This window comes from Lysobacterales bacterium, assembly GCA_014946745.1.
Taxonomy (GTDB): Bacteria; Pseudomonadota; Gammaproteobacteria; order Xanthomonadales; family Xanthomonadaceae; genus Aquimonas.
Map to the genome: position 1 here is coordinate 2,314,139 of JADCRD010000001.1, position 16,948 is coordinate 2,331,086.

General features: G+C 69.1%; 13 protein-coding genes. 10 read left to right on the forward strand and 3 right to left on the reverse strand.

All coding sequences use genetic code 11. The features are described 5' to 3' along the window. The first annotated feature begins 33 nt into the window (after positions 1–33). Entirely contained in the window at positions 34–432 is a 399-nt protein-coding gene (gene mscL / locus H4O13_09085) for a large-conductance mechanosensitive channel protein MscL (GenBank protein MBE5315541.1), read from the forward strand. Positions 433–535: 103 nt separating this feature from the next. Beyond that, a complete protein-coding gene (locus H4O13_09090; GenBank protein MBE5315542.1) occupies positions 536–1,951 on the forward strand; it encodes a M20/M25/M40 family metallo-hydrolase in 1,416 nt (471 codons plus the stop codon). Positions 1,952–2,325: 374 nt separating this feature from the next. On the opposite strand, the gene H4O13_09095 is transcribed toward H4O13_09090, so the two are convergent. Beyond that, positions 2,326–2,808, reverse strand: coding sequence for a DUF1579 family protein (locus tag H4O13_09095; GenBank protein MBE5315543.1), 483 nt, complete (start codon positions 2,806–2,808; stop codon positions 2,326–2,328). Positions 2,809–2,912: 104 nt separating this feature from the next. Continuing rightward, positions 2,913–4,034, reverse strand: coding sequence for an alanine--glyoxylate aminotransferase family protein (locus H4O13_09100; GenBank protein MBE5315544.1), 1,122 nt, complete (start codon positions 4,032–4,034; stop codon positions 2,913–2,915). Between the two features lie 171 nt (positions 4,035–4,205). On the opposite strand from H4O13_09100, the gene H4O13_09105 reads away from it, so the two are divergent. From H4O13_09105 to rlmM, 8 genes are all read left to right on the forward strand, one after another. After that, positions 4,206–4,751, forward strand: coding sequence for a heme NO-binding domain-containing protein (locus tag H4O13_09105; protein MBE5315545.1), 546 nt, complete (start codon positions 4,206–4,208; stop codon positions 4,749–4,751). Between the two features lie 22 nt (positions 4,752–4,773). Beyond that, positions 4,774–6,969: an EAL domain-containing protein gene (locus H4O13_09110; GenBank protein ID MBE5315546.1), complete on the forward strand. Its 2,196-nt coding sequence runs from the start codon at positions 4,774–4,776 to the stop codon at positions 6,967–6,969. Between the two features lie 136 nt (positions 6,970–7,105). Next, positions 7,106–7,867, forward strand: a complete 762-nt coding sequence (locus H4O13_09115) for an enoyl-CoA hydratase/isomerase family protein (GenBank protein ID MBE5315547.1) — start codon at positions 7,106–7,108, stop codon at positions 7,865–7,867. A gap of 73 nt (positions 7,868–7,940) precedes the next feature. Then, a complete protein-coding gene (gene nadC / locus H4O13_09120; protein ID MBE5315548.1) occupies positions 7,941–8,807 on the forward strand; it encodes a carboxylating nicotinate-nucleotide diphosphorylase in 867 nt (288 codons plus the stop codon). A gap of 179 nt (positions 8,808–8,986) precedes the next feature. Next, positions 8,987–10,729 (forward strand): glutamine--tRNA ligase/YqeY domain fusion protein, encoded by a 1,743-nt coding sequence (locus H4O13_09125; protein MBE5315549.1) that lies wholly within the window; start codon positions 8,987–8,989, stop codon positions 10,727–10,729. Further along, positions 10,729–11,238 (forward strand): hypothetical protein, encoded by a 510-nt coding sequence (locus H4O13_09130; protein MBE5315550.1) that lies wholly within the window; start codon positions 10,729–10,731, stop codon positions 11,236–11,238. The genes H4O13_09125 and H4O13_09130 overlap by 1 nt, the downstream gene beginning before the upstream one ends. An 8-nt stretch (positions 11,239–11,246) precedes the next feature. Next, the gene (locus H4O13_09135) at positions 11,247–11,807 is read left to right on the forward strand and encodes a nucleoside deaminase (GenBank protein ID MBE5315551.1); all 561 of its coding nucleotides are present in this window, start codon (positions 11,247–11,249) and stop codon (positions 11,805–11,807) included. Next, positions 11,807–12,916 (forward strand): 23S rRNA (cytidine(2498)-2'-O)-methyltransferase RlmM, encoded by a 1,110-nt coding sequence (gene rlmM / locus H4O13_09140; GenBank protein ID MBE5315552.1) that lies wholly within the window; start codon positions 11,807–11,809, stop codon positions 12,914–12,916. The genes H4O13_09135 and rlmM overlap by 1 nt, the downstream gene beginning before the upstream one ends. Positions 12,917–13,181: 265 nt before the next feature. Here rlmM and H4O13_09145 read toward each other — a convergent pair whose 3' ends face one another. Next, positions 13,182–16,376: a CZB domain-containing protein gene (locus H4O13_09145; GenBank protein MBE5315553.1), complete on the reverse strand. Its 3,195-nt coding sequence runs from the start codon at positions 16,374–16,376 to the stop codon at positions 13,182–13,184. Positions 16,377–16,948 lie beyond the last annotated feature (572 nt).

Genomic DNA, 16,948 nt, shown 5'->3' on the forward strand with positions numbered 1-16,948 from the left:
GCGAATGGCGCCGCTGGATTGTTCGGGGGCGGCATGAGCTTCATCAGTGAATTCAAGGCCTTTGCCATGCGTGGCAACGTCGTCGACCTGGCGGTGGGCGTGGTCATCGGCGCGGCCTTCGGCAAGATCGTCGGCTCGCTGGTCGACGGCATCATCATGCCGCTGATCGGCCTGATCATCGGCGGCGTCAACTTCTCCGATCTTGCCATCACGCTGAAGGAAGGCGCTGAGGGCGTGGAGCCGGTGCTGTTCAAGTACGGCGCCTTCCTGCAGACGGTGGTCGACTTCACCATCATCGCGTTCGCGATCTTCATGGTGATCAAGCTGATGAACCGCCTGCAGCGCAAGAAGGAAGAGGCGCCCGCCGCGCCACCAGCGCCGCCGGAAGACGTGCTTCTGCTGCGCGAAATCCGCGACCTGTTGAAGAAGTGATCCTGCCGGCCGGGCGCGCCACCCGCGCCCGGCCTTTTCGCACATGCCAAGGCTCACCTGCGCTGGCAGTGTTGCAGCACGCCGCCACTGCCGGAACGTTCCTATGCGCCTGCGCGCCAGCCTGCTTGCTGCCACCTTCGCGCTGACTGCGCATGCCGCTGAACCGCTTGCACCGACGCCGACCCCGCTGGCAGCCGACAGCCTGCAGAACGCCGCCGCCCTGCGCGACCAGCATGTCGAAGCCGGCGCGGCCTACGCCATCGTCGAATCGCTGACCACCGAGGTCGGCCCGCGCATGGCGGGCACTCCGGCCGATGCCCGCGCCGTCGAATGGGCACAGCAGAAGTTCAAGGCGCTGGGCTTCGATGAGGTGCGCATCGAGCCGTTCAAGTTCCCCTACTGGCGGCGCGGGCACGAGCGCGGCGAGGTGCTGGCGCCGTTTCCGCAGCCGCTGGCGATTACCGCTCTCGGCGGCAGCATCGGCACTGGCGGAGCGCCGCTGGAGGCCGAGATCCTCGCCTTCGACAGCATTGCCGCGCTGCAGGCCGCACCCGAGGGGGCGGCCGCAGGCAGGATCGTCTTCATCACCCAGCGCACCCAGCGCGCGCGCGACGGCCGCGGCTATGGGCTCAGCGTGATCGGCCGCAGCTCGGGCGCGGTCGAGGCGGCGAAAAAGGGCGCGGTGGGCCTGATCATCCGTTCGATCAGCACCAATACCGATCGCTTCCCGCACACCGGCATCATGCGCTACGCCGACGGGGTGAATCAGATCCCCGCGGCGGCGGTTTCCAACCCCGACGCCGACCTGCTGACGCGCATGCTGGAGCGCGGCCAACCGGTGCGCATCCGCCTCGACATCGACGCCGAGAACCGCGGCGAGGCGACCAGCTACAACGTGATCGGCGACATCCGCGGGCGCGAGCGGCCGGACGAGGTCGTGGTGATCGGCGGCCATCTCGATTCCTGGGACCTCGGCACCGGCGCGCTTGATGATGGCGCCGGCGTCGGCATCACGATGGCGGCGGGCGCCGCCCTGCTGAAGCTTGAGCAGCGTCCGCTCCGCACCGTGCGGGTGATCGCCTGGGGCAATGAGGAGCAGGGCCTGATCGGCGCGCGCGCCTACGCCGCGCTGCACGCCGAGCAGATGGCGAATCACGTGATCGGCGCCGAGAGCGATTTCGGCGCGGGCCGCATCTACGCGCTGCGCGCCGGTGTTGAGCCGGCGTACTGGCCGCTGCTGGAGCAGATCGCCGGGGTGCTGACGCCGCTCGGCATTCCTTTCGAGCGCGAGGGCGGCGGCCCCGGACCGGACATCGGCCCGCTGGTGCAGCGCGGTGTGCCCTGGGCGCAGCTGGCGCAGGACGGCATGGACTACTTCGACTACCACCACACCGCCAACGACACGCTGGACAAGATCGACAGCGAGGCGCTCGACCAGCAGGCGCGCGCCTACGCGGTGTTCGCCTATCTGGCGGCCGAGGCCGAGGGCGGCTTTGGCAGAGCGCGCAAGCAGCCCTGAGGGGTTTGCGCTTTGGGCTTTGGGCTGTGGAGTTCGGAGTTCGGAGTTCGGAGTTAGAGGTTCAGGGTTCGAGGTTCGGGAGGCGGTGAGCGGCGTTTGCCGGCGGGATCCGCGTCCGCCTCCGCTCAACGCTTCGCCCCGCGCTGGTGCTGAGGCCGTTGTCCCCTCTGTCCTTTTCGGAAGCGGAGCAGCGCTTCGGCAAAAGGCGACAGCGCGCCCCTTTCGCTTCGCCTCCGAACAGCGGAGAAGCGTTGGCAGCGATGCCCTACCGCAGTGAGCCGAGGCATGAGTCCGCTTGACTTGCGGGTTCGGCAGACGAGTGGGCAAAGAGCGGGGCACCCCGGAAACCCACGGTACGCAGTGCCGGCTGACCGTCAGCGCCGGTACTCCGCCGAGGCGGCGAGCTCTTCCTCGCCCTGCGGCGAGGTGGTGTAGAGGCGCAACTCGAGATGGGCCGCTGCGGGGCAGTCGAGTTCGAGGCGCCAGGTCCACGCACCGCTGTCGGCCTCGGGGCCTTGACCACTCAAACGCAGCAAGCCGCTCTCATCCAGCCATCCGCGAAGGGCCAGCACCTCATCGCCGCCGATCGCGCCGCCGACGCCGCTGTCCATCCACGCACCGCTGGCGCGACGGCTGCCCGGATCGATCGCCAGCAGCAGATGCCCCTCGCGGATGCGGTCTTCGAAGGTCCATACGTAGCGCAGGCGGGCGCGCGAAGGTGCTCCTGCCTCCACGCAGCGCAGCCACGCGCTGGAGGTGTGCTCGGGCTGGGCGGCATGGCCGGCATGGAGGCGAGTCACGCCCACCCAGTCACCGCGCAGCGTTGCCAGCAGGTCGAGTGCAGGGCTTGCGTCCATCCGGCGGTCCGCCTCAGGTGATCGGAACGAGCCGCATGCTGGCGCGGGCCGTGCGCTGCGTCGCGTGACGGGCGTCACGCCCGTGTGGGAAGCCCGCCGCCTCGTCAGCGCCCCAGCACCTGCTTCAGGGCGCTGAGCACGCGGTCAACGCACTCCGCCCGGCTGCTCTCGCCCATCAGACCGATGCGCCAGACCTTGCCGGCCAAGGGGCCAAGGCCTGCGCCGATCTCGATGCCGTGTGCATTGAGCAGCGCACGGCGCAGGCCGAGGTCGTCGGCGCCCGCGGGAATGCGGATGGCGTTGAGCTGGGGCAGGCGGGCAGCCTCGGGGACCAGCAGCTCCAGCCCCAGCGCATCGAGCCCCTCACGCAGGCGCAGATGGTTGGCCTGGTGCCGCTCCCAGGCGGCTTCGAGCCCTTCTTCCGCCAGCATGAGCAGGCTTTCGTGCAGGGCATACAGCATGTTGACGGGCGCGGTGTGGTGGTAGCTGCGGCCGCCCTCGCCCTGCCAGTAGTTCATCACCAGCGAGAGATCGAGGAACCAGCTCTGCACCGGCGTCTTGCGCGCACGCACGGCGGCCACCGCGCGCTCGGAAAAGCTCACCGGCGACAGGCCCGGCGGGCAGGACAGACATTTCTGCGAGCCCGAATAGATCGCATCGATGCCCCAGGCGTCGACCTCGAGCGGGATGCCGGCGAGGCTGGTCACGGCATCGACGATGGACAGCGCGCCATGCGCCGCCGCCAGCGCACACAGCGCCTGTGCATCCGAGCGTGCGCCGGTCGAGGTCTCGGCGTGGACGAAGCCCAGCGCCTTGACGCCGGGGTTCGCCGTCAGCGCCGCCTCGACCTTGTCAACGCTGACGGGCTGACCGAAGTCATCCTCGACCACGATCGGGACGCCGTCGGCGCGCAGCACGTTCTCGCGCATGCGCCCGCCGAACACGCCGTTCACGCAGACCACGACGCGGTCGCCCGGCTCGATCAGATTGACGACGCAGGCTTCCATCCCGGCCGAGCCGGGGGCGGAAATCGGAAAGGTCAGCGCGTTTTGCGTGCGGAAGGCGTAGCGCAGCAGCAGCTTGATCTCGTCCATCAAGCCAACGAAGGCCGGATCGAGGTGCCCCAGGGTCGGCCGCGCCAGCGCATCCAGCACACGCTGCGACACCGTCGAGGGTCCGGGCCCCAGCAGCAGACGCTGCGGCGGCTGGAAGGTGCGGCTCGGCAGAACGGCGGTCGGGAGCATGGCAAAGGTCCGGGGATGTCAGCCCTGCACGCTCGCAGGCGACTTCGCGGACGTCAAGACAGTCGCGGGGCTGCTGCTGGGCTCGTCATACACCGGGTCGCCACGGCCTGCGATTTGCATGCGCGAGCCCACCCTCGACCGCTGGAGCCACCGATGCTGGGCATGGTGTTTACCGAACTCATGGAGATGGTCGAAGGCCGGTTCTCGCCCGAGCTGGCCGACCGCGTCCTGCTGCGCGCCGAACTGCCACACGGCGGCGCCTACACGGCGGTGGGCTACTACCCGCATGAAGAGATCGTGCGGCTGGTGGGATTGCTCTCCGAAGAAACCGGGCTGCCGCCAGAAACCCTGATCAAGGCCTTCGGCGAGCACCTGCTCGGACGCTTCGAACAGGCCTACCCGGAGATGTTCACCGGCAAGCGCACGCTCTACGACTTCCTCGCCAGCATCGAGACCCACATCCACGTCGAAGTGCTGAAGCTGTACCCCGAAGCGCGTCTGCCGCGCTTCGAAGTGTTGGAGCGCGGCCCAAGCCATCTGCGCTTGGCCTACCGATCGCCGCGGCGCATGAGCGTGCTGGCTGAGGGCCTGATCCTTGGCGCCGCCGAACGCTACAAGGAGCCCCAACGCCTGCAGATGCGCGAGGCGCCCGAACTCGGCGCCGATGCAGTCGTGTTCGACCTGCATGCCGCCGCCTGAGAACACGGCCCCCGCTCCGACCATGCCCGGTCTGATACTGCCGCCCGCCGCCGACGCCCCCGAGCCTCAGCCCGAGCAGCGCTTCGCCCTGATGGAGCGGCGGCTGGAGCGCGAGCGCGAGGCACGGCGCCAGGCCGAGGCCCTGCTCACGGCGAAGAGCCGCGAGCTGTACCTGAGCGCCGAGCGCGCGCGCCAGGCCGAACACACGCTGGCGCTGGCGCTGTGGGCCAGCGGCGAAAGCGTCTGGGAGTGGGACGCCGCGACCCGCCGCGTCAGCGTGCGCAAGGTCGCGGATGACCGTCTGCAGACCCTGGCGGATGCACCGCAGGTGCTGCTGGACGAGGTCGGCAGCGTGCACCCTTCGGACATTGACCAGGCGCGCACGGTCTGGCTGAGCTATCTGCGCGGCGACACCGTCGAACTGGAATGCAGCCTGCGTCTGCGCTTCGATGCGCAGTGGCGCTGGGTCAGGGTGCGTGGGCGGGCGGTGGCGCGCAGCCCCACAGGACGTGTCGATCGCATCGTCGGCACCCTGCGCGACATCACCGCCGAGCGCGAGGCCGAAGACGCGCTGCGGCTCCTGAGCGACGCCTTCGACAAAGCCCGGGAGCCCATGCTGATGCTCGACCGCCGCGGCGTGCTGCACGAATGCAACCGCGCCTTCCACGATCTCGTGGGTATCGACAGCTTCGGCCCGGGCAGCCATGTGTTCAGCCTGCTGCAGGGCGACCGCAGGGCGCTTGAACACCTGCTCGGCGAAGTCGGCGAGGGTTGGCGCGAAGAGCTGCAGCTGAAGCGCGCCGACGGCAGCCTGCTGCCGGTCGAGCTCGGCATCCTGCGGGTCATCGACAGCGCCGAGCGCCGCGGCATGCTGGTGGCGACGGTCAGCGACCTCAGCCTGCAGCGCAGCGCGCAGGCCCGCGCGCAGCGGGCCAGCCTGCTCGACGGCCTGACCGGCCTCGCCAACCGCGCCCACTTCGAGAACCGGCTCAAGCTGCGCATGGCTCGCGAACACGGCGCGCCGCTGGCTCTGCTGTGGCTGAATCTGGACGGCTTTCGCGCCATCAACGATTCCCTGGGCCATGCCGCCGGCGATGCGTTTCTGTTCGAGACCGCGCAGCGCCTGCAGGATCTGGCCGGCGAGCGCGACGAGCTGGCGCGGCTGAGCGGCGACGAATTCGCCCTGCTGCTGGATGGCGAGGACGCCGCCGGCCGGGCCCCGGGCATCGCCCGCCAGATCATCGATACGGTTGGCGCGCCCATGCAGATGGGCGAGCGCATGGTCTCGGTCAGCACCAGCATCGGCATCGCGCTGTTTCCCGAGGATTCGCGGCAGGCCGACCAGCTGCTGCAGCAGGCTGAAACCGCGATGCGCAAGGCCAAGCAGCGCGGCCGCGCGCGCGCCGAGTTCCACCGCGGCGAGCTGGGCAGCGAGGCCGCGCGTCGACTGGAGCTGATTACCGAGCTGCGCCGCGACATCGAAGCCGGCGCCATGGACACCGTGCTGCAGCCGAAAGTGAGTGCGGGCGGCTACGTGGTCGGCTACGAGCTGCTGATGCGCTGGAACAACCCGCGCCTGGGCCCGGTGTCGCCGGCCGCGTTCATTCCGCTGGCGGAGGAGTTCGGCCTGGTCGGCGCGCTGGGCCTGATCGCGATGGAGCGGGCCGCCGCCTTCGCCGCGCATCTGCTGCGCCTGGGCCTGCACACGCCGGTCGCACTCAACCTATCGCCGCGGCAGGTGTTCGACCCCGACACCGAGCAGCAGCTGGTCGCGACCTGCGCGCGCCACAGCCTGCCGCACGACATGCTGGAGATCGAACTCACCGAGTCGGCCCTGCTGGAGAACATCGAGGCCGGCCGCAGCTTTCTGCGGCGGCTGTCCGAGCAAGGCTTCAAGCTCTCGCTGGACGACTTCGGCACCGGCTTCTCCTCGCTGGCCTACCTGCGTCGTCTGCCCTTCAACACCATCAAGATCGACCGCTGCTTCATGGACGACATCGACACCGACGCCCGCGCCCTGCGTCTGCTCGAAGGCATGGTCACGCTGTGCCAGTCCCTGGACATCGCGGTCGTCGCCGAGGGCGTGGAGACCCCTGCACAGCGCGCCCTGCTGGTGCGGATGGGCGTGGACCAGATGCAGGGCTACCACTTCGCGCGGCCGATGCCCGCCGAGGCAGTGATCGCGCTGGCGACGCGGCGCCTGCCGGTCAGCGAGTGAGCGTGAGCGGCGCGTCGGCAGCGTGATCGGGCCGGCGCGCACTGCCACCGCCACAGCGACCGGCATGACGCTGCGCAGCGGGCCAGCCGGGCCGCGTGCCGCTATGCTATCGACCCCACCCTACGGAGGCGTATGCATGCTGCAGAAGATTTCCCACGGCCGCGTCACGGAGCTGCGCTTCGACCGCCCGCCGGCCAACGCCTTCAACCTCGCCCTGCTCACCGCCCTGATCGAGGCCATCGACGCCGCACCGGGCGAGGGCGCCGAAGGGCTGGTGATTTCCGGCAGCCCGGGTCTGTTCTCCGGTGGGCTTGATGTGCCGACCCTGCTGACGCTGGACCGCGAGGGCGTGCTCGCCACCTGGGGCGCCTTCATGCAGGCCTGCGCGAAGCTCGCCGCCTGCCCGATTCCGGTGGTCGCAGCATTGACCGGGCACAGCCCGGCCGGCGGCGCGGTGATCAGCCTGTTCGCCGACTACCGGGTGATGGCGCGCGCCGGCGAGAAGGGCCCCTTCCGCATCGGGCTCAACGAAACCCAGGTGGGCCTGGTGGTGCCCGGCCCGATCCAGTACGCGCTGAAGCGCCTGGTTGGCGAGCGCGTCGGCGAGCGTCTGCTGGTCGCGGGCGAGATGATCGAATCGACCCGCGCCGCCGAGATCGGCATGGTCGACGAGGTGGTCGAGCTGGACCAGGTGGTGCCGCGCGCAATCGCCTGGCTGGAAGCACACTTGAACCTGCCGCGTCGGGCCATGCTGATCACCCGCGCGATGTCGCGCCAAGCCCTGATCCAGGCGATTTGCGCGCCGAACGCCATCGACCTTGGGCCCTTCATCGAAGGCTGGTACCACCCGGAAACCCAGGGCGTGCTCAAGGCGCTGGTCGCGCGACTGGGCAAGTAATCGGCCTGCAGACGGGTAGGCGCGTGGCTTGCGCGCGCCTACCCTATGCGCCCCGCGTTCGAGTGCTACCCGCATGCCGCAGTTCGCCGCCCGCCCTGAACTCACCCTCGACGAGCGCGCACGCATCCCGCTGGACGTGGTGCGCGCACTCGAAGAGGACATCGGCAGCGGCGACGCCACCGCCGCGCTGATCGACGCCAAGGCCGGCTCGCGCGCCACGCTGGTCAGTCGCGAACGCGCGGTACTCGCCGGCCGCGACTGGTTCGACACCTGCTTCCGCGCGCTCGATCCCGAGCTGCGCATCGAGTGGCGCGCCGTCGACGGCCAATGGCTTGAGCCCGGCGGCGAGGTCTGCACGCTCGAAGGCGCCAGCCGCGCCCTGCTCTCGGCCGAACGCAGCGCGATCAATTTCCTGCAGACCCTGTCGGCCACGGCCACCCGCACGGCGGCCTTCGTCGAGGCCGTTGCCGGCACCCGCGCGCGCATCCTCGACACCCGCAAGACCCTGCCCGGCCTACGGCTGGCGCAGAAGTACGCGGTGCGCTGCGGCGGCGGCCACAACCACCGCATCGGCCTCTACGACGCGGTGATGGTCAAGGAGAACCACATCGCCGCGGCCGGCGGCATCGCCGCCATCGTGGCGCAGGCGCGCAAGCAATCGCCGGGCCTGCCCGTCATCGTCGAAGTCGAGACCTTCGAGGAGCTGGCGCAGGCCATTGAGGCCCGCGCCGACCGCATCCTGATCGACGACTTCAGCGCGGACGAGCGCCGCCGCGCAGTCGAGTTCACCGCGGGCCGCGTGCCGCTGGAAGTGTCGGGTGGCGTGGAGCTCGAAGGCATCCGCGCGATTGCCCAAAGCGGCGTCGACTGCATCTCAATCGGCGGCCTCACCAAGCACGTACAGGCGGTCGACTTCTCGCTGCGCCTGCTGAGCGACTGACGGCCGCTTCGCGCGATCCGGAGCGCAGCCACTCTGGCCCGCCCTGTGTGCGCGAGTCCGCGGCCCATCCGGACGCATGCAACCGTGCGCGGGCGACCCCAGCCCGGGAGCCCGCCCGGTTCGGGCCTCCCCGTTCGGGCTGCTAGACTGCGCGGCTACCCGATTCCAGCCTCGCTCCCATGTCCGACGCCGCTCCCGCCGACACCGCCGACAGCCGCCCTGTGCGCAACGACTTCATCCGCCAGATCATCCGCGAGGACCTGGCCTCGGGTAAGCACGCGGCGATCCAGACGCGCTTTCCGCCCGAGCCCAACGGCTACCTGCACATCGGCCACGCCAAGTCGATCTGCCTGAACTTCGGCATCGGCGAGGAGTTCGCGGGCCGCTGCAACCTGCGCTTCGACGACACCAACCCGGCCAAGGAAGACCCCGAGTACGTCGCCGCCATCCAGGACGACGTGCGCTGGCTGGGCTTCGAGTGGAGCGAGCTGCGCCATGCCTCGGACTACTTCGAGGTGTTCTACCTGGCCGCGGAGAAACTGATCCGCGAGGGCCTGGCCTACGTCTGCGATCTCAACGCCGAAGAGGTGCGCGCCTACCGCGGCACGCTGACCGAGCCCGGCCGCGAATCGCCCTTCCGGGGCCGCAGCGTCGAGGAGAACCTCGACCTGTTCCGCCGCATGCGCGCCGGCGAATTCCCCGACGGCGCGCGCACCCTGCGCGCGAAAATCGACATGGCCAGCGGCAACATCAACCTGCGCGATCCGGCGATCTACCGCATCAAGCACGTGCCGCACCAGAACACCGGCGACGCCTGGTGCATCTATCCGATGTACGACTACGCGCACTGCCTGTCGGACGCCATCGAGGGCATCACCCACTCGCTGTGCACGCTGGAGTTCGAGGACCACCGTCCGCTCTACGACTGGTGCGTGGACAAGGTCGACCTCGCCAGCCACCCGGACCTGCTGGAGCCCCTGCGCGCCCGCGGCTGGCACGACCGCGCCGCCAAGCCGCGGCAGATCGAGTTCTCGCGGCTCAACATCAACTACACGGTGATGAGCAAGCGCAAATTGATGGCACTCGTGCAGGAAGGCCTGGTCAGCGGCTGGGACGACCCGCGCATGCCGACCCTGCAGGGCATCCGCCGGCGCGGCTACACGCCCGGTGCGCTGCGCCTGTTCGCCGAGCGCATCGGCATCAGCAAGCAGAACTCGCTGATCGACTTCTCGGTGCTCGAAGGCTGCGTGCGCGAGGACCTCGACGCGGCGGCGGCGCGTCGCCTCGCCGTGCTCGATCCGGTCAAGCTGGTCATCACCAATCTGGAGGCCGGCCACGAGGAATCGCTGGAGTTCTCGAACCACCCGAAGAACCCCGACTTCGGCACGCGCCGCGTGCCGTTCTCGCGCGAGCTGTGGATCGAGCGCGAGGACTTCGCCGAAGTGCCGCCCAAGGGCTTCCACCGTCTCAAGCCCGAGGGCGAGGTCCGCCTGCGTGGCGTCGGCATCGTCCGCTGCGACGAGGTCGTCAAGGACGGCGACACCGTGGTCGAGCTGCGCTGCACCCTGGACCTCGATACCCGCCCGGGTCTGCCCGGCGCCGACCGCAAGGTCAAGGGCACGATCCACTGGGTCAGCGCGCGCCACGCCATCGCCGCCGAGGTGCGCCTCTACGACCGCCTGTTCAAGGTCGCCGATCCCGATGACGAGAGCCACGGCGGCTCGTACAAGGATCATCTGAACCCCGACTCGATCCGCACCGTGCAGGCCTGGATCGAGCCCAGCGCGGCTGAAGTCGCGCCGGAGACCCACCTGCAGTTCGAACGCACCGGCTTTTTCGTCGCCGACCGCCGCGATCACAGCGCAGCCACGCCCGTGTTCAACCGCGCGGTCACCCTGCGCGACACCTGGGCGGCAGGCTGATGGGCAGGCGCCTCGCCCGCAGTGCGGCGCTGGCGGCGGTCGGCCTTGCGCTGCTGCTGGCCGCCTGCTCGCAGGCGCCCAGTGAGCCGAAAGCGCCGGAGTTTGCCGAGGCACCACCGCCGCCAGCGATGACCGAAACGCCCGCCCAAGCGCCCTTCCAGTTCGAAGACGGCCGCGGCCCCAGCGGCACCTGCGGAACCGGTAGCGACGCCGGCTGTGCCGCGCCCGAGCCCGAGCCCGCAAGCGGCGAGATCGCTGACAAGGCGATGCCCGCCGAGCCGGACCGCCGCTGCAGCACCGATGCCGACTGCGCGGTCAAGAACGTCGGCAACTGCTGCGGCTATTTCCCCGCCTGCGTCAATGCGCAGGCCGAAACCTTCCCCGAGCAAGTGAAGGCCGCCTGCGAGGCGCAGGGGCTTTCCAGCATCTGCGGGTTCCAAGACATCACTGCCTGCGCCTGCGTCGAAGGTCGATGCGAGGCGGCACCGGGCGGTGGCGAGCTGAAGTAAGCCCTCCCATGCTGTACGCCCAAGTCCACCTCACCCTGCCCGCCTGGGTGCACGAGCTCGCGCCTGCCGGCAGCGTCTATGCCAGCGATGAAGACAAGATGCGGCTGGCGGTCGAACTGTCGCGCCGCAATGTCGATGCGCGCAGCGGCGGCCCCTTCGGCGCGGCCGTGTTCGATGCCCAGCATCGGCTGGTCGCCGTCGGTGTGAATCGCGTTGAGCCGCACACCTGCTCGGTGGCGCACGCCGAGATGATGGCCTACATGACCGCGCAGCAGCGCCTGCAGCGCTTCCGCCTCAACGAGGACGCGCCCGGCGTGACGCTGGCGACTTCGTCGCAGCCCTGCTGCATGTGCTACGGCGCGACCTTCTGGGCCGGCATCGACACCCTGCTGATCGGCGCCCGCGCCGAAGACGTGATGACGCTGACCCAGTTCGACGAAGGCCCGCTGCCGGCCGACTGGAAGGGCGAGCTGGAGAAGCGCGGCATCAGCGTGCGCCGCGACCTGCTGCGCGAGGACGCCTGCGCGGTGCTCAAGCACTACACCGACAGCGCCGGGCGCATGTACTGATGAAACCCCTGGGCGACGCCGGCCTCTACCTGCCCTGCCGCGCCGGCTTCGAGCCCGAATGCGCGGCCGAGATCAGCGAGCGCGCCGCCGTTTTTGGCGTCGGCGGCTATGCGAAAACCGAGCGCGATTCGGGCTATGTGCGCTTCCTCGGGCTCGACGCCGAATCGCAGTCGCAGCTCTGCCGCGCCCTGCCCTGGCATGCGCTGATCTTCGCCCGCCAGCGGCTGTCGGTGTTCGCCGAGCTGCAGAACCTCGACCCCAAGGACCGGCTGAGCCCGGTGCTCGAAGCGATGGCCGGCAGCGGCCAGGTGTTCGGCCAGCTCAGCATGGAGCACCCCGATGCTGACGTCGGCCGCGATCTCGCGGGCCTGGCGCGCAGCTTTGGCAACGCCCTGCGCGCCGGCCTGCGCAAGCCGGGACACCTGAGCGCCAAGGACGATCCGCGCAAGCCAACCCTGCACGTGGTGCTGCTGTCCGGCACGCACCTGCTGCTGGCGGCAGGCGACGCCGAGGACACCCCACCGATGCGCGGTCAGGGCGAACGCGCGGCACCGTGGACCGGCGGCATCCCGCGCTTGAAGCTCGCCCACGACGCGCCCAGCCGCTCGGCGCTGAAGCTTGAGGAAGCCCTGCTCACTCTGTTCAGCCCCGACGAGCGCACGCGCTGGATGAAGGCCGGCCAGCAGGCGGTCGATCTCGGCGCTGCCCCCGGCGGCTGGAGCTGGGTACTGGCGCGCGCCGGCCTGTCGGTCACCGCCATCGACAACGGTCCGCTGGCCGACAGCGCGATGGGCACCGGCCTGATCAAGCACCTGCGCTCGGACGGCTTCCGCTGGCGCCCGCCGCACCCGATCGACTGGCTGGTCTGCGACATGGTCGAACAGCCCAAGCGCGTCGCGACACTGATGGGCGACTGGCTGGTGGAGGGCGATGCGCGGCGCGCGATCTTCAACCTGAAGCTGCCGATGAAGAAGCGCTGGCAGGAAGTGCGCGAGCAGATGGATGCGCTCGACGCGCGGCTCAAGCAGGCCGGGCTCAACCTGGAACTGCGCGCGCGCCAGCTCTACCACGACCGCGAAGAGATCACCGTCGCCGCTGTGCCGGGCTGAGAGCCTCTGACGACGGCCATCCGCTTGCCGCGTCTGCGCGGCCTTGGCAGGCCCTGAGAGCATGTGAAAAAACCATCCGCCTACTGCGGCCGCCTCTGGACGTCCGTGGCGGCAGCGCGCTCCGCGAATTCCGCGGTCACTAGCTCGCCAAACTCCCTTGAATTCACGTCGCGCGCTTTGCCACGAACGCCCAGAGACGCCCTCGCTACGGCGTCTGGGTTTTTTCACACGCTCTGAGAAGTTCTCGGCAGCGACCGCGCGGGGCTCAGACCGTGCGCATCGCCGCGCGCTTCACGCTGCGGATCGCCGCCACCGTCTCGGTTGTGCGCTCGACGAAATCACTGATCAGCAGGCGCTCGGCCTCGTCCCGCCGGCCCTGACGGATATGGGTCGCAATCTCGCCCGCGCAGCTGTGGAAGCGCGCATGCTGCAGCCGCAGCGACTCCAGCTCAGGCAGCTGTCCGTAGCGGGCGCGACCGTCACCGTGGATCCACTTGCCCAGCGGACAGGCGTTGTCGACGCATGCAGTGGCCGGATCGATCGGATCGCCGCGGTCGTTGAGATCATTCATCAGCCGCTGCTTCCAGCCGCGATGGCCCTTGATCATGGCCTCGAAATCGAGGCCCAGTGCGCCATCGGAGACCTGACGGCGCTCAAGGCGGAAGCGCGTCATCACCGTATTGAGCTCGTTGGCCTGGTCGTCCAGTCCGTGCGCCGCGGCCGACACTTCTTCCACCAGGGCGGCGTTCTGCTGGGTCATCTGGTCGAGTTCGTTCAAGCTCAGATTCACCTGATCGATGCCCTGGATCTGCTCGGCGGTGGCGCTGCTGATCTCCGCCACGAGCGTAGCGACCTGGCTTGCGGCCTGGACAATGCCCTCGATGGTGCGGCGCGTACCGTGCACCTGCTGGGCGCCGTGGTTGACCGCCTCGACCGATTCGCGGATCAAGCCTGAGATCTCCTTGGCCGCGGCGGCCGAGCGCTGCGCCAGCGCGCGCACCTCGCCCGCCACCACCGCGAAACCACGGCCCTGCTCGCCGGCGCGCGCCGCTTCGACGGCAGCATTCAGGGCGAGGATGTTGGTCTGGAAGGCGATACCGTCGATCACGCTGATGATGTCCGACACCTTGCGCGAAGCCGCTTCGATGTGGGTCATGGTGCGCACCAGGCCACCGACGCTGTCGCCGCCACTGCGGGCCACGTCCGCAGCTTCACGCGCCATACGATTGGCCTGCTGCGCGTTCTCTGCGGTCTGCCGCACGGTCGAGGTCAGCTCTTCCATGGAAGCGGCGGTCTCTTCGAGATTGGCTGCCGCCTGTTCGGTTCGGACTGAGAGATCGCTGTTGCCCGAGGCGATCTCGGCCGCCGCGGTGTTCATCGCCGCAACCGCTTGGCGGATGTTGCCGACCATCTCGGCAAGGCGCTCGACGCTGGTGTTGGTGTCGCGCTTCAGCTGGCCGAACAGGCCCTTGAGGTCGGCATCCACGCGCTCGCTCAGGTCACCGTCGGCGAGGCCCGCCATCACCGCCTGCACCGACTCGATCGAGCTGGACACGACGTCCATCAGCCCATTGACCGCGCGGGCGACGTCCAGAAAGCGCTCGTCATAGAGGCGATCGTCCAGGCGCACGCTCAGGTCGCCCGCCTGCGCTGCTGCCACGATGCGGCGCAGCTCGCTGTTGAAGTTGGCCGCCGCGCTGCGGTCCTGCCATTCGAGGGCAGTGCCGACGCGGATCCCGTCGGCGCCGAAGATCGGCGTCGCACTCAGGCCGAAATGCGCCTTGCCCAGCGCGATGCGCGCGGTATGGCGCTGGGTGAGGCTGGCGATCGAGCTGCGGTTCTGGCTCGGCTCCAGTCGGAAGGCATCGAAGTTCGAGCCCAGCACAGTCTGCGGATCGAAGTCAGGCAGGCGCTTGCGGAGCTCCTCGCGCGCCGCCGTCAGCATCGTCCGCACCGACGGGTTGAGGTAGACGATCCGTTCATCGGCGTCGGCAATCATCACGCCGATGCTGGCCGAGTCGAGCGCCATGCGCACGCGCAGGTTCTCGGCGGCCAGCGTTCTTTCCTGCGCGATGCGCGACTTCAGTTCGTCCTGCATGACGCCCAGCGAGTGGATCAAGCGCCCGAACTCATCGCTGCTGCGCGAACGGATCGGCGTGTCGAGCTCCATCCGCGCGATGCGCGCTGCGGCCTGTTCCGCGTAGGCGATCGGCTTGACCAGGGCACGCGTGCTGGGAATCGCAAAGAGCAGGGCGACCACTGCCGCCACCGCGCCGGCGATCAGCACCAGCGTCAGCAGCTGCTTGGACGCCGCGAAAGCGCTTGCCGTCTCGAACTGTGCGACCAGGGCCCAGGTGAGTCCGGGCCCGACGCGCACCGGCGCGGCGCGGGTCAACGCGGGCTTCTCGCGCATCGACGCGCTGCTGGCTTCCAGGCTCTCACCGGCGAACACCGGCCGGTAGTCAGCCACATCAAGCGTGGGAGCCGCGCCGCCGCTCGCAAAGGCCTTGGCGACGCTGAAGGCCTCGGGCGCCAGGATCGAGTCGGAGCGCGGATGCCCATCCGCAGCCAGCAGAAAGATGTCTTTGCCTTCGGTCACACCGATCGGGTCGGAGGCGATGGCGTTGATGCGATCGATGCTGATCTGCACGATCAGCGCTCCCGCGCGCTCGCCGGCCAGATCGATGGGCGCCGCGATGAACATCGCGGCCGCCTCGTAGCTGGGCGTGTAGCGCGCGTAGTCCTCGATGTGCAGGGCGCCCTCACCGCTCGAACGCATGGCGCCAGCGAACGCGCGGCCGAGGCCGGTGGCAGCAAACTCGCCGCCGGCAAGATCGGTGGCGAAATCCAGCTCCTTGAACACGCTGTAGACCAGCCGGCCCTCGCGGTCGACCAGAAAGATGTCGTAGTACTGATGGCGTTTGAGGTGGCTGCGGTAGCTGGGGTGGAAGCGCTGGTGCGCCTCGCTGTAGAGCCCTTCGAAGGGCGGCTGGATCAGGCTGTCCTTCTCGCCCAGCGGCGCCGCGTTGTTGGCGATGAAGTGGTACTGCAGCGCACGCGCTACAGGCTCCAGGTTCTGCACGAAGCTGGCGCCGGATTTCCACCCGCCGCCCGTGCGCTCCCGATACAGCCCGCCGAACTGTTCGTCGACAAAGCGTCCGAGCACGGCGTCCTGGCCTTCGACCTCGGGCACCGTTGCGAAACCATCCCTGAACTCGACCAGCGCGCGTCGGCTCATCTCGCTCTCGGCGAGGCTCAGTACATCCTCGCGTACGCGTTCGAAATAGGCCTCAAGCGCGGCGGCACGCAGACTGGTATGGCTCAGCATCGCTTGCCGTGCCGCGATCTCGAGTTGATCTCGGGCGTTCATGAAGGCGAACGCCCCGAGGCCCACCATCGGCAGCAGGGCTAGCCCAATAATCAAGAGCCGAAGTTTGAGCTGCACGCTCGCATTGCGCATACACGTCATCTCCAGAACGCGCGCTCTTCGGTAAGGCACGCCTTCGTTCCCGGAAAGGTCACGCGGCGAACGCTCCGTTCACGCACAGCGCACGCGTGCAACCTCGCCATGGCACACCACCATGACTTCGGGCACAGGCAAGTGCACGCGCCGTGCCAGTGGCTCGCGCGATTGGCTCGCAGCGTGGAATTCGCAGCCGCGCTTGGCTTTCGCCCACCACTTGACTAGGCAAGCTCCGGGCGCGGCGTCAGATCACTGACACAAATCTGCAATCGGTTGCAGCTCGACCCGCGGTTGAGGGCCTGCCGCGACGAAATTCCGCCGTGGATGAGGCCTTCACGAAGACAGCGTGGCGAGGCCGGACCGCTACGGGCTTGATCCCTCCCGGTAGACGGAGAGGCAGCACGGAAACCCGTGAACAGTTCGCTGCAGCGCAGCACGCATCGGCGTTCCGACCGACCGCGCGCTGGCAACGAGAGTAAGGGCACACTCGCGGATCGCATCTACGATGGACTGGATCCGTGCTGCCTCAAGCCGGCGTACAGGCGCGCAGTGCGGGCGAGTCGATCCTG